The 13,182-nt window shown below is 55.6% G+C and carries 15 protein-coding genes; 7 read left to right on the top strand and 8 right to left on the bottom strand.

The features are described from left to right. The first annotated feature begins 6 nt into the window (after nucleotides 1-6). Genes rsxA through nth form a run of 7 tightly spaced genes read left to right on the top strand, consistent with a single transcriptional unit; the run spans nucleotide 7 to nucleotide 6,167 of the window. Nucleotides 7-588, top strand: a complete 582-nt coding sequence (gene rsxA, locus QLQ17_RS16515; RefSeq protein ID WP_275709929.1) for an electron transport complex subunit RsxA — start codon at nucleotides 7-9, stop codon at nucleotides 586-588. 15 nt (nucleotides 589-603) lie between these two features. Beyond that, nucleotides 604-1,182 (top strand): electron transport complex subunit RsxB, encoded by a 579-nt coding sequence (gene rsxB, locus QLQ17_RS16510; RefSeq protein WP_283210713.1) that lies wholly within the window; start codon nucleotides 604-606, stop codon nucleotides 1,180-1,182. Next, nucleotides 1,179-3,008: an electron transport complex subunit RsxC gene (gene rsxC / locus QLQ17_RS16505; RefSeq protein ID WP_283210712.1), complete on the top strand. Its 1,830-nt coding sequence runs from the start codon at nucleotides 1,179-1,181 to the stop codon at nucleotides 3,006-3,008. Before rsxB ends, rsxC begins: the two co-directional genes overlap by 4 nt. Nucleotides 3,009-3,027: 19 nt before the next feature. After that, nucleotides 3,028-4,080 carry an electron transport complex subunit RsxD gene (gene rsxD, locus QLQ17_RS16500; RefSeq protein WP_283210711.1) on the top strand — a complete coding sequence of 351 codons (1,053 nt, stop codon included), beginning with the start codon at nucleotides 3,028-3,030 and terminating at the stop codon, nucleotides 4,078-4,080. A 2-nt stretch (nucleotides 4,081-4,082) separates the two neighbouring features. Next, nucleotides 4,083-4,787, top strand: coding sequence for an electron transport complex subunit RsxG (gene rsxG, locus QLQ17_RS16495; protein ID WP_283210710.1), 705 nt, complete (start codon nucleotides 4,083-4,085; stop codon nucleotides 4,785-4,787). 1 nt (nucleotide 4,788) lies between these two features. Further along, nucleotides 4,789-5,502 (top strand): electron transport complex subunit E, encoded by a 714-nt coding sequence (locus QLQ17_RS16490; protein ID WP_283210709.1) that lies wholly within the window; start codon nucleotides 4,789-4,791, stop codon nucleotides 5,500-5,502. Nucleotides 5,503-5,525: 23 nt separating this feature from the next. Continuing rightward, complete coding sequence (gene nth, locus QLQ17_RS16485; protein ID WP_283210708.1) at nucleotides 5,526-6,167, top strand: endonuclease III; 642 nt, start codon at nucleotides 5,526-5,528, stop codon at nucleotides 6,165-6,167. Between the two features lie 61 nt (nucleotides 6,168-6,228). Here the strand turns inward: nth and QLQ17_RS16480 are convergent, their stop codons facing one another. The 8 genes from QLQ17_RS16480 to ispF all read right to left on the bottom strand — a co-directional run bounded on the left by QLQ17_RS16480 (nucleotide 6,229) and on the right by ispF (nucleotide 13,164). Continuing rightward, the gene (locus tag QLQ17_RS16480; RefSeq protein WP_283210707.1) at nucleotides 6,229-6,804 is read right to left on the bottom strand and encodes a chalcone isomerase family protein; all 576 of its coding nucleotides are present in this window, start codon (nucleotides 6,802-6,804) and stop codon (nucleotides 6,229-6,231) included. 190 nt (nucleotides 6,805-6,994) lie between these two features. Then, on the bottom strand, nucleotides 6,995-7,999 hold the full coding sequence (gene rpoS, locus QLQ17_RS16475) for an RNA polymerase sigma factor RpoS (RefSeq protein ID WP_283210706.1): 1,005 nt from the start codon (nucleotides 7,997-7,999) through the stop codon (nucleotides 6,995-6,997). A 204-nt stretch (nucleotides 8,000-8,203) separates the two neighbouring features. Next, entirely contained in the window at nucleotides 8,204-8,932 is a 729-nt protein-coding gene (locus QLQ17_RS16470; RefSeq protein ID WP_283210824.1) for a peptidoglycan DD-metalloendopeptidase family protein, read from the bottom strand. A gap of 355 nt (nucleotides 8,933-9,287) precedes the next feature. Continuing rightward, the gene (locus QLQ17_RS16465) at nucleotides 9,288-10,172 is read right to left on the bottom strand and encodes a DUF368 domain-containing protein (protein WP_349306804.1); all 885 of its coding nucleotides are present in this window, start codon (nucleotides 10,170-10,172) and stop codon (nucleotides 9,288-9,290) included. Between the two features lie 53 nt (nucleotides 10,173-10,225). After that, nucleotides 10,226-10,882, bottom strand: a complete 657-nt coding sequence (locus QLQ17_RS16460; RefSeq protein WP_283210705.1) for a protein-L-isoaspartate(D-aspartate) O-methyltransferase — start codon at nucleotides 10,880-10,882, stop codon at nucleotides 10,226-10,228. Next, nucleotides 10,882-11,646 carry a 5'/3'-nucleotidase SurE gene (surE, locus tag QLQ17_RS16455; protein WP_283210704.1) on the bottom strand — a complete coding sequence of 255 codons (765 nt, stop codon included), beginning with the start codon at nucleotides 11,644-11,646 and terminating at the stop codon, nucleotides 10,882-10,884. Before surE ends, QLQ17_RS16460 begins: the two co-directional genes overlap by 1 nt. Beyond that, on the bottom strand, nucleotides 11,624-12,688 hold the full coding sequence (gene truD, locus QLQ17_RS16450) for a tRNA pseudouridine(13) synthase TruD (RefSeq protein ID WP_283210703.1): 1,065 nt from the start codon (nucleotides 12,686-12,688) through the stop codon (nucleotides 11,624-11,626). The genes surE and truD overlap by 23 nt, the downstream gene beginning before the upstream one ends. Continuing rightward, a complete protein-coding gene (ispF, locus tag QLQ17_RS16445) occupies nucleotides 12,685-13,164 on the bottom strand; it encodes a 2-C-methyl-D-erythritol 2,4-cyclodiphosphate synthase (protein ID WP_283210702.1) in 480 nt (159 codons plus the stop codon). Before ispF ends, truD begins: the two co-directional genes overlap by 4 nt. Between the last annotated feature and the right edge of the window lie 18 nt (nucleotides 13,165-13,182).

Below are 13,182 nucleotides of genomic sequence, written 5' to 3'. Positions count from 1 at the left end.
AGTCAGATGACTGAATACCTGCTGATTCTGGTCAGCACCATACTGGTGAACAACTTTGTGCTGGTTCAGTTCCTCGGTCTGTGCCCATTCATGGGCGTTTCCGGGAAGCTGGAGACCGCTATGGGCATGTCGCTGGCAACCACCTTCGTACTGACGCTGGCGTCTGTATGCAGTTATCTGGCCTACACCTATCTTCTGGAGCCTCTGGACCTGGCGTTTCTGAAAACCATCACCTTTATTCTGGTGATCGCGGTGGTGGTTCAGTTCACTGAAATGGTGGTTCGCAAAACCAGTCCGCTGTTATACCGGGTACTGGGCATATTCCTACCGCTGATTACCACCAACTGCGCCGTTCTCGGCGTTGCGCTGCTGAACCTCAACAAAAACAACAATTTTGTCGAATCGGTACTCTATGGTTTCGGTGCTGCCGCCGGCTTTTCTCTCGTTCTGGTCTTGTTCGCTGCCATGCGCGAGCGCATTGCGGTTGCCGACGTACCGGTGGCCTTTCAGGGTGCTGCCATTGGCATGGTTACCGCAGGCCTGATGTCACTGGCGTTTCTGGGCTTCACCGGCCTGGTAAGTGTCTGACGGAGCGCTCGATCTATGTGGACAAGCATTCTGATAGCGATCGTTGTGCTGCTTGCTCTGGCCGTTGTATTTGGCGGTTTGCTGGGCTTTGCGTCTGAGCGCTTCAAGGTGGAAGGCAATCCACTGGTGGACCAGATCGATTCCCTTCTTCCACAGACTCAATGTGGCCAGTGCGGTTTTCCCGGCTGCAGACCTTACGCAGAGTCCATCGCAAATGGCGATGCCATTAACAAGTGCCCACCCGGCGGTGAAACCACCATCAAAGCTCTGGCGGACCTGCTCGACGTAGAACCGCAGCCGCTTGACGCGGAGCACGGCGTGGAGCAGGAAAAGCGCGTTGCAGTCATTCGTGAGGACGAGTGCATTGGCTGCACCAAATGCATTCAGGCCTGCCCGGTGGATGCCATTCTGGGCGCGGCAAAGCAGATGCATACAGTGATTGAAAGCGAGTGCACGGGTTGTGATCTGTGTGTTGACCCCTGCCCGGTCGACTGCATCGATATGGTCACGGTTGAGCCCGACATAAGAACCTGGACCTGGACACCCCCTAAATCCGGCATTATCGCGACTGATCGCCCGGGGGTAAGCGCATGAACAGCCAACTCTGGGACTTCAGTGGCGGCATTCATCCCGCGGAAAACAAAGTCCTGTCCACCCGCCGGCCGATCGAATCGTCTACGCTTCCGGAGCGGCTGATACTGCCGTTGCAGCAACACATCGGCGCACCGGCAGAACCCTGTGTTGCGGTTGGAGACCGGGTGCTCAAAGGCCAGACCATCGCGACGGTATCCGGCACTCTCGGCGTGCCGGTGCATGCACCCACCTCCGGCACGATTGAAGCAGTTTCCATGCACCCGGTACCCCATCCGTCTGGTATGAGTGACCAGTGCATCATTCTGATTCCGGACGGGAAGGAAGAATGGATCCAGCGAACCCCGGTTGAAGACTTTCACACTCTGGACCGGGAAACGGTGCTTCAACGCATTCGTGATTACGGCATTGCCGGCCTCGGTGGCGCCGGATTTCCGACCAACATCAAACTGCGTCCGCCCAAAGACCGCAAGGTCAGCACTCTGATCCTGAATGGCGCTGAATGCGAGCCCTATATCACGGCTGACGATATGACCATGCGCGAGCGTTCGGATGAGATAGCCTCGGGCCTGCGGCTCATGGCGTGGATTCTTCGGCCGGAGCGCTGCGTCATTGCGGTCGAGGACAACAAACCGGAAGCCATTACTGCGCTCAGGAAAGCGACGTCGGGAACCCAGACCGAAGTGGTGGTAATCCCCACCAAATACCCCTCGGGTGGCGAAAAGCAGCTGATCCAGATTCTCACTGGCATGGAAGTCCCCAGTGGCGGCATTCCTGCCGATATTGGCGTCATGTGCCAGAACATCGGAACAGCCATTGCGGTGTCCCGTGCCATACACCGTGGCGAGCCTCTCATTTCCCGGGTGACAACCATTACCGGTCAGGCAGTGTCCGAGCCCGGGACGTTCGACGTGCTGCTGGGCACGCCAATCAGCCACCTGCTCAAGCAGGCAGGCCTGAATGAGCAGGCAGTGGATCGATTGATTCTGGGCGGCCCAATGATGGGCTACACCCTTGAAACACCCGACGTTCCGGTGGTCAAAACGACCAACTGCGTGATCGCATCAACGGCACAGGAACTGCCCGCTCCACCACCGGAACAGCCCTGCATTCGCTGTGGCATGTGTGCCGAAGCCTGCCCGATGGAACTGTTGCCACAGCAGCTTTTCTGGTACTCCAAGGCCGGAGAGTATGAAAAGGCAGAACACCTGAATCTGTTCGACTGCATAGAATGTGGGGCGTGCTCCTACGTCTGCCCCAGCTCCATTCCACTGGTGCAGTACTACCGTGCGGCGAAAGGCGAAATCCGGGTCCAGCAGGCTGAACACCTGAAAGCTGACCGGGCGCGGGAACGGTTCGAAGCCCGCCAGGCGCGACTGGAACGGGAGCAACAAGAAAAGGAACAACGCCGTAAAGATCGCGCAAAGGCGGCTGCGGAAGCCCAGGCCAGGAAACAGGCCGAAGCTGAAAAAGCGGAATCCGAAGACGGGCCGACGAACGACCGTGCTGCAAAAGCGGCGTTGGTTCAGGAAGCTCTCGCCCGGAAAAAGGCCAAGACCGAATCGGCCGGATCGGCCGGCCCAGCCAAAGAGACTCCTGCCGAGCAAGAAAAGCCTGATCTTGAGGCCCTGGAGAAGCAGTTGAGCCAAGCCACCGCCAAGCTCAACACCATGCAGAGCATGCTGAACGATGCAAAAGCGGAAAACGCCGACAACGTCGAAAAGCTTGAACGTGCCGTGGCCAAGAACCACGACCGCGTAAAGCGCGCCGAGACGGCCCTCGCCGACGCGCGCAGCGTCCTTGCCGACACCCAAACGACCGACTCCTGACGAACAGGCCGATACCTTCATGGCACTAGCGCAACAGTCATCTCCTCATGCCAGACGAGCCCGTTCGACCTCGAACGTGATGCTATGGGTCATTCTGGCCTCTCTGCCAGGTCTGCTCGCCCAGACCATTTTCTTTGGCTGGGGCAACCTTATTAACGTGATCTGGTGCGTCGTACTGGCCGTCGGCACCGAGGCCGCGATGCTGAAATTGCGCAAACGGCCGGTGATGTTCTTTATCCGAGACAACACCGCCGCTGTGACTGGCCTGCTGTTGGGTTTATCGCTACCACCATTGGCGCCATTCTGGGTATCCGCCATCGCGGTCATAGCGGCAATTGTTCTAGCCAAACAACTGTACGGCGGACTTGGGTCAAACCCGTTCAACCCTGCCATGGTTGGCTATGCGCTGGTGCTCATTTCATTTCCCGTCGCCATGACCACCAACTGGGCCGAGCCGGCGATACTCTGGCAAGGTGCACCAAGCCTTGCGGACACTCTGGCCACCATGGCCTCGGGCAAGCAATCGGCCGTGGACGCGTTCACAATGGCCACACCGCTGGATCAGTACAAACACTCGATCAGTTCCAAGACCGCCGCTGAAGTACTGACCCATCCAACCTTTGGTGATGGCGTTGCCCGGGGTTGGGAATGGGTGAATGCGGGCTTCCTCGCAGGCGGCCTGCTGTTACTCGCCATGAGGATCATTACCTGGCACATTCCGGTGAGTTTTCTGGCAGGGCTGGCCATCATGAGTCTGGCCTTTGGCAGCAACCCGGATTTGTACGCGCCGCTATCCATGCATCTTCTGGCTGGCGGCACCATGCTGGGCGCGTTCTTTATCGCCACCGATCCCGTGTCTGCCGCAACGAGCCATCAGGGCAAGCTGATTTACGGTGCCGGCATTGGCGTTCTGATCTATCTGATCCGTACCTGGGGGTCTTACCCCGACGCGGTCGCTTTCGGCGTGTTGCTAATGAACTTCGCCGTGCCTTTTATCGATCATTACACGCCACCTCGCACCTACGGCCACCACAAGGCCAGGCGAGGCATTCCAACCAAGAGTCAGGGGTAAGTATGGCGACTCTCGGACAATCCATCAGGCGAAACGCCATTGGCCTTGGTCTCTTTGCAGTCATTACTGGCGGCACCATCGCGGTGACCCAGGCACTCACGCAGGAACGAATTGAGGAACAGGCGGCGAAAGCGGAAGCACAGGCGCTGTTCGAAATCATTCCGGAAAGCAAACATGACAATAACCTGCTGCGTGACACAATTACGCTTCCCGGGGATAAACTGTTCAATAAAGACCGACAAGCAATTGGCTGGGTGGCGCGAAATAACGGCAGACCCATGGGACTGATTCTTCCAGTGACCGCACCGGATGGTTACTCCGGCAGCATTCATCTGCTTGTCGGGGTGAACATGAAAGGCACCATTCTGGGCGTTCGCGTTACCAGCCACCGGGAAACACCGGGGCTGGGCGACAAGATCGAAACCAAGAAATCCGACTGGATCTACACTTTTGAGGGTCAATCCCTAAACAATCCGGAGCCTGAAGAGTGGGCTGTCAAAAAGGACGGTGGCGCATTTGATCAGTTCACCGGCGCCACGATTACGCCCAGAGCCGTGGTAGGCACAGTCAAGGAAACGCTGACCTATTTTCGTGAGCACAGAAAGCAGATCATCAAGACGATGAAACAGCAGCCAGCGCAACCAGACAGCGAACCGCTAACTCCGGAAGCATTGGCGGGTAACGCATCGGAACAGGAGCATTCCTGACATGTCGACGAAAACCAGCTCCGAGATCATTCGTGATGGCCTGTGGACCAACAACCCGGCCCTGGTACAGGTTCTTGGCCTGTGCCCTCTTCTGGCCGTGACCAGCACGGTAGTCAACGCCATTGGACTGGGATTGGCAACCTTACTGGTGCTGATGGGGTCGAATCTGTCGGTATCCTTGATCCGGAATTTCGTCAGCGATTCCGTTCGTTTGCCCGCGTTTGTAATGATCATTGCTTCGTTCGTGACCTGCGCAGAACTGCTGATGCAGGCGTTCACCTACGAGCTCTACCAGATACTGGGCATTTTCATCCCGCTGATTGTCACCAACTGCGCCATTCTGGGACGCGCCGATGCCTTTGCATCCAAGAATCCACCACTGCCCGCGTTGCTGGACGGTTTCATGATGGGCCTGGGCTTTCTGATTGTGTTGATTGCTTTGGGCGCCATTCGCGAGCTGGTTGGCCAGGGTACCCTCTTTACCGACATGGATCTGTTGCTTGGACCTGTTGCCAGCGACTGGGGTTTTCGCCCGCTGGAAAGCTATCCCGACGTTTTATTTATGGTGTTGCCACCAGGGGCATTCGTGGGCCTTGGGCTGCTGATCGCCCTGAAAAACGGCATCGATAATCGCATCAAGGCACGTCGCGCATTGGCGAGCCAGCCAGTGGAAGCAGGAAGTAAGCGTGTGCGCGTGACTGGCCACGTATCCTGAATTGAACGAACTCTGGGTCCCCGATGAATAAAGAAAAACGCACCGCCATATTTACCCGCCTGCGTGAAGCCAACCCTTCGCCAACAACAGAGTTGAACTACTCGAACGCGTTTGAATTGCTGATTGCGGTCATCCTCTCGGCACAGGCCACAGATGTTGGAGTCAACAAGGCAACCGCCAAGCTTTATCCCGTAGCGAATACGCCGGAAGGCATCTATCAATTGGGCGTGGACGGCTTGAAGGAATACATCAAAACCATCGGCCTGTTTAACAGCAAGGCAGAAAATGTCATCAAGACCTGCAAGGCGCTCATTGAGAAACACGACGGGGAGGTGCCGGACACTCGTGAAGCTCTGGAGGCCCTACCTGGAGTCGGTCGAAAAACCGCCAACGTGGTTCTGAACACGGCCTTTGGTCAACCCGCCATGGCGGTCGATACGCACATTTTCAGAGTGTCAAACAGAACTGGCATCGCACCGGGCAAAAACGTATTGGAAGTTGAAAAGCGGCTGATGAGACTGGTGCCCAAAGAGTTTCTTCTGGATGCGCACCATTGGCTGATTCTTCACGGCCGCTACACCTGCACTGCCCGCAAACCGAAATGCGGCGCCTGCGTCATTGAAGATTTGTGCGAGTTCAAAAAGAAACGGGATTACATGGAATAATACAGGGGGAGTGCTGGCTGACTCCCCGATCAGAGAGAGCCAGCCAATGAGAGATCCGGGCTTAACGCTGGCCCAGCATTTTCTCTTTCAGGTCTTCCTGAGCTGGCTCGTCAGACAGCCAAATACCAAACAGCGCTTTCTTGAATTCCAGGTCGCCGATGGTTGCACGGGCTTCGCCGTTCTTCATCACGCGAGTACCTTCGCCCGGCAGGTATACCAGATCAAACACATCGCCGTCTTTGATTTCTTCGGAGAACACGTCGAGGAACGCATCCACTTCAGTCTGGATCGCCGCCAGATCACCACCAGTCGCGTTTTCAAAACCTTCGAGGGTCGCTGACTTCATCTTGTCACTGGTGATCATGCCGGAAATGATGTGCAGAGTAATCGCCTGCGGTTCGTCGGCGTTAATGATTGCCTGACCATCGTCGATGGTGCTTGGCACATACAGACCGCCAACATATAGATCCATGAACCACTTGGAACGCGTACCCGCGCCATTCAGCTTGAGCTCAGTGCCCATAGCGGAATAGGTTTCTGGAACGTCAACACCGTCCACTTCCAGGGCCGAAGCCGGAGCGGACAATACGGTGGTCAATAGCAGTGAAGCGAATCCTGTTGATAGAGCCTTTTTCATCGTCTTTTCCTTTTCGATCGTTATTATAGAATCTCTTATTGGTGATTCACCGAAGCTCGACACCCTTATCCCACTCCGGCGTGCCAAGTGTAACAGGATGTAAACTTCATCTTTCGCGGGCTGGTTCTCATTTGTGCAGGCGAAAAAAAACCGGCCCTGAAAAGGGCCGGTTTTTGTGACACAGAGAGACTTACTTGAATAGCATGGTACCGGAAAGGCCCTCTTTTTCCAGAATCTCTCGCAGACGACGTAGCGCCTCCACCTGGATCTGGCGAACACGTTCGCGGGTCAGGCCAATCTCCTGGCCAACTTCCTCCAGTGTACTGATGGGATAACCGCGAAGCCCGAAGCGCCGAGAAAGCACTTCCTGCTGCTTATCACTGAGCTGGTCAATCCATTTCTCGACACAGGAACACATGTTGTTGTCCTGCAGAAGATCTGCAGGATCAGAGGCGCCCTCGTCGGCAACGGTATCAAGCAATGACTTCTCACCGCCCGTTCCGATTGGCGTATCCATCGACGCCACACGCTCATTCAGGCCTAGCATCCGTTTGACGTCGGACACCGGCTTGTCGACCATCTGCGCGATTTCTTCGGCCGATGGCTCATGATCCAGCTTCTGGGTCAGCTCACGGGCGGCACGTAGATACAGATTAAGCTCTTTCACCACATGAATCGGCAGACGGATTGTGCGGGTCTGGTTCATGATGGCCCGCTCGATGGTCTGGCGGATCCACCAGGTAGCGTAAGTCGAGAACCGGAAACCACGCTCCGGATCAAACTTTTCCACCGCCCGGATCAGCCCCAGATTGCCTTCCTCGATCAAATCAAGAAGGGTCAGGCCGCGATTGACATAACGACGGGCAATCTTGACCACCAGTCGAAGGTTGCTCTCGATCATACGCTTTCGACCAGACTCTTCTCCCTTGCGGGCGAGTCGAGCAAAATAGACTTCTTCCTCTGGTGTAAGTAGTGGTGAAAAACCGATTTCGTTGAGGTAAAGCTGGGTGGCATCCAGCTGTTTCTGGCTGGTGAAATAACGGCCCTGGGCCGGAATGTCTTCTTCTGAGGCGGCGGCCTCTGTCTCCGCCGATTCTTCTTTTTCTTCGACTTTATCTTCTGCTAACAGCTGATCGTCTGACTCTTCCACATCGGACACACGATCAATGATGAGTTCTTCCTGCTCTGATGACATAGCGCTTGCCCCGCCTTTCAATGATCCTGGATATTCGCTCAAGTCTTCTTATTGTGATGAGCACCTGTTCTTATCTATTTTCTTGTTCAGGACATTTTCTACCGGCTTTACGTTGCCTTTGATGGCCGCTTTTTATTTTTGCCGGTTATCGATCTTCACTTCGATCTGGAAATCCTCACAGGCAGCCTGCATTGGATGAGTCAGCTAGCGAGATGGCAAATACGGCAATGGATTCACGGGATTACCGTTCTTGCGAATCTCAAAATGCAGTTTTGGCCGATCCGTTCCGCTGCTGCCCAACTCGGCTATGGTCTGCCCGGCAGCGACATCCTCCCCTTCTTTCACCAGAATTTTCCGGTTATGTGCATAAGCACTCAAATAGTGCTCGTTGTGGTTTACGATGACCAGGTTGCCGTAACCGAGCAATCCATCCCCTGCATAGACCACATGACCGCTTGCAGCTGCATAAACAGAATCACCCGGTTTTCCAGCAATATCAATACCTTTATTGACTTTTCCTGACGTAGAATACCCTGCAATTACAGTGCCAACGTGCGGCCAGCGCCATTCGATGTTGGCGACGGTTTGATGTTGTTTATTGGTGGGACCCGAGGTTTTGGCTGGCCTGGAAACCTTTGGTTTAGAAGTTTCGGGCCGCGGTGAAGGTCTGGCCGGCGAAGCAGGTTGGCTGGGAGCGGAAGCACTGGAAACGCTGCCGCGTTTATCCAGTCGAATGACCTGGCCAGCCTTGAGATTATAGGGCGGCGCTATGTCGTTGGCGTCACCGAGCTCACGGTAGTCGCGCCCGTAACGCCACGCGATGCTGTATAGTGTCTCGCCAGACTTGACCACATGACTGCCCCAGTAGACCGGCGGATTGTATCGATCGTCCTGGTGGATAGATTGTGTATTGCAGCCAGTCATGACAAGCATTGCTGCGAACGCAAAAAAGAGGACAACCAGCCGGCATGCCGGCGGTAGCGCTCCGAGGAACAGAGATTCCGGGCGAAACCGTGGGGCGACACTCATGGGGCACCAAAGTGACGTTCTGACAACCGACGCAAAAAACCCAACCACCAATCTATAAAGAATAAAAACTAGCCTGTTAGAGTATCTTTGTATAAAAAATGCGGCCTTTTATCAGGTATTCGCAGTAACTCGCTAATTTATTGCACATTTCCAGGGCAGAACCAAGTTACTGTGCACCGCTATTTGTTACCGCTCGAAACAGTACAAAGGCCAAAAAAGTAACATCTGTCGCAAAACAGGTGTGAACCCGCGCACAGTTTCAGCTGCGCTTTCCCGTCCATTCCAGTACCAGAACAACGGAAAAACCAATAACCGCACAGAGGAAGGCCATCAGGACCTGGGGATCCTGCCCGGTCAGTTCAGCATAGTTGAACGGGCTCACGCTTGCCTCGTTCAGCGGGACTTCATCTCCTGAGCTGTTCGTTCGCCAGGTCAGCGTTTCTTTCCAGGGCCAGACTTTGTTCAGGGCCCCCACCATAAAGCCAATCAACAGCGCCAGCACCGGGTCATGAAACCGGCGAAACGCCCACGTAATCACGCGCGCTACCGACAAAAGCCCGATTAGACAGCCGGTGGCGAATACACCAACAATGGCCAGGTCCAGGGCTTTTATAGCGTCCAACACCGGCGCATACATGCCGAGTATCACCAGGATGAACGAACCTGAAATTCCGGGAAGTATCATGGCGCAGATGGCCAGTGCTCCTGCGCCCAAAAACAACGGCATTGAGGGCTGAAGCGGCGTACCTGTCAGTGTTGTTACCCACCAGGCAACGACTACACCTGCCAAAAAGGGCACCAAAAGACCGTAAACCGGTTGTTGGACCTGACGGCTGACGTGCCAGACTGAGGCAATTATCAATCCGAAGAAAAAGCTCCAGATCAGGATGGGGTATTCATTCAGGCCGAAGCTAATGGCAGAAGCGAGCGTGACAATGCTTGCGAGAATACCTGCCAGCAGACACAGCAGGAAGTTACCATCAGCAGCCTCCCAGAAAGCCCGCCAACGAGCTTTCAGAAGGTGATTGATTACAGCCTCTGGCAGACCGCTGACGGCCTGCAAAAGCCTGAAGTAGATCCCGGTAATAAACGCCACAGTTCCACCGGACACACCCGGCACTATGTCGGCAGCACCCATTGCCATGCCCCGAATAAACACCGCCCACAGCCGATGATTGCGTTCTGTTTCGGGTTGGCTCACCGTACGACTCCGCCCAGCAGCGGAACAAACCTTACCGGCTCAACTTCATTAACTTGATAGTCATCGCCGTGACGCACGATTTCGGTCAGCATCTGGGTCTCTTCCCCGATTGGCGCAACAAGAACGCCGCCATCTGCTAGCTGGGTTTTGAGCTCTTCCGGCACTTCCCGCGGCGCCGCCGTGACAATAATGCCATCGAAGGGGCCTTTGTCTGGCCATCCCATGCCACCATCCGCATGCTTCAGAAGTACGTTTCTTATACCCAGAGTGCGCAGCCGGTCACGCGCCCGATCCTGCAGCGGTTTGATTCTCTCGACACTGAAAACCTGGTCCACAAGGCCGGCCAGAATAGCGGTCTGATAGCCGGAGCCTGTGCCAAGCTCCAGTACCCTGGAAGGCTTGTTGCGCATCAGCACTTCCGTCATACGCGCAACAATGTATGGCTGAGACAGGGTCTGGCCGTAGCCAATTGGCAAAGCGGTATCTTCGTACGAGCGATGAGCCAACGCCTCGTCCAGAAAGATATGGCGGGGAACATTCGACATGGCTTCCAACACCTGCTCGTCTTCAATGCCCGAATCGCGAAGACGCTGGATCAGGCGCATGCGGGTGCGCCGGGAAGTCATTCCAATACCATCCAGTTCGGCGACCATTAACGACCCCCTCCCTGATTCAGTCCGCTGATCCACGCCTCAAGGGCGGGGAGCACCTCATGACGAGTCATATCTACTTGGACAGGCGTGATGCTGACATACCCCTCCTGAACCGCCTGAAAGTCTGTGCCCTCTCCTGCGTCGCTGCCTGCTCCGGCAGCACCTATCCAGTATCGGGACTTGCCACGCGGACAGGTCACGGGCACAGCCCCTTCGGCGCGTCCGCGATGGCCAAGACGGGTCACGCGAAATCCTGCCAGTGACTCCCATGGCAAATCCGGAACATTCACGTTCAATATGCAGCGCGGCCCCAGAGCCAACGGGTTGGTGTCTTCCAGCAGGTGCCTTACTACCCTCGCAGCCGTTTCGTAATGAAAGTGCCCCTCATTGACCAGCGACACAGCAATGGCGGGCAACCCAAGGTGCCGGCCTTCCGTTGCTGCGGCGACAGTACCCGAGTAGATAATGTCATCACCAAGATTGGCGTGGGTATTAATGCCGGATACAACCCGGTCAAACGGCTGGTCGAACAGGCCATTAACGGCAAGATGAACGCAATCTGTCGGGGTGCCATCCACCGAACGGAAACCAGCTGGGTGATTCTCGACGGTCAGAGGCCTGTTGAGGGTCAGCGCATTACTGGCACCGCTGTGATCCCGATCCGGCGCTACCACATGCAATTCCCCAAGCCCCTCAAGCCCTTCATACAAGGCCTTGAGTCCCGGCGAATGCACACCGTCATCATTGGACAAGAGAATTCGCACGATTGCCTCCGCTTACCTCTAAGTCAAATACGTCACTGAGTAGTGTGGTCGCATAGTGCCCTGGTTGAAGACCAAAGTTCACGTGTAACCGCTCGTTATCCAGCCAATGCCATTTCAATTGATCTGGCATCATAACCAGCTGGCGGCGCTCGGGTTTCATTCGAGTCAGGGAGAACACAGATTCTACCTCTGGATGACGGGAAACCACTTGTCGTTCCAGGACGCCCAACTCGTCTGAGGCCTCCGTTCCCCCATCGCCCCAAAGCGGGCCAGTTGCAACTGGCGATGGAGATTCCGGCAGACCCGGCTCGCCATTGAGAATCTCCCGCCAGGTTCCGGTTTCGACTCGATGAGCCAGAACCTCATTAAATAGCCACGAACGTGCCGCCGAAAAGTACAATACGTTTTTAGCGTCTCTACCGCCAGTACTACCCCTGCCACGACCGCGCTTTTTTCCTTTTCCACCCCGCCCGGAAATCAGACTCGACGTATCCATGCGAATAGCCTGATCAAGATTGCCGCCATCGTGGCCAAAACGCTGGGGGCCGAAGTAATTCGGGCTTCCCGATTCGCGGAGAATTTCAAGCGCGGAATCGATGGAATCACGCTGCCCCGCAAGACCGGAGATAATGATCTCGAATCGATTGCCTGAGTGATCAGATCGCCTGAGCTTCCTGGCGGCGCGACAGCTTTCAAGCACGGGCCACCGTTCGTCAATACTTGCTTTCAAAGCCTCATCACCGTCCTCAAGCCCCGGCCGATAAAGACTGAACCACTGTCGAGTGACAGCATGGCGATCTTTCAAGCCACAGAAACTGACATCAAGCGGCCGGCATTCGGCAAGGTGGGCAAGTTGTCGGGCCACATACTCTGTATTGTCACCGGTTTTCTCGAGGCGCAGATACAGATGTTCACCACCCTTGCAGTCAGACACATCCAGGATTTCATCAACCCGAAAATCCGCAGGACAGGCTTTCAGGATGCCACGGCCAACTCGGCGCCCTTTGGACGTTGGCCAGTCGAGACGCCAGTCGCTGGTCATAGCGTTTCTGGCTCAAGCAGGCAGACCGCCTGGCACGCAATGCCCTCGCCTCGACCCGTAAAGCCAAGTCGCTCTGTCGTAGTGGCTTTGACACTCACCCGATTGGCCGGAATATTCAGATCCTCCGCTATATTCAAACGCATCGCCTGAATATGGGGAGCCATTTTAGGTGCCTGGGCGATGATGGTGGCGTCCACGTTCACAACCCGAAATCCCTCATCCTGAACACTCTCAAGCACTCGGCGAAGCAGGTCCCGGCTGTCTGCATCTGCCCATTCTTCGCTGCTGTCGGGAAAAAAATGGCCGATATCACCCAGGGCCACGGCGCCCAGTAAAGCATCCGCCAGAGCGTGAAGAAGAACATCCCCGTCCGAATGAGCCTTCAGGCCCTGGTTAAATGGAATGCTTACGCCACCCAAAATGACATGATCACCCTCGCAGAACGCATGGACGTCAAAGCCCTGCCCGATTCGCATAATGCGGCTTCCTTATTG

This window comes from Marinobacter sp. CHS3-4, from assembly GCF_030053415.1.
Lineage (GTDB): Bacteria > Pseudomonadota > Gammaproteobacteria > Pseudomonadales > Oleiphilaceae > Marinobacter.
This window is presented reverse-complemented; position numbering and strand designations above follow the sequence as displayed.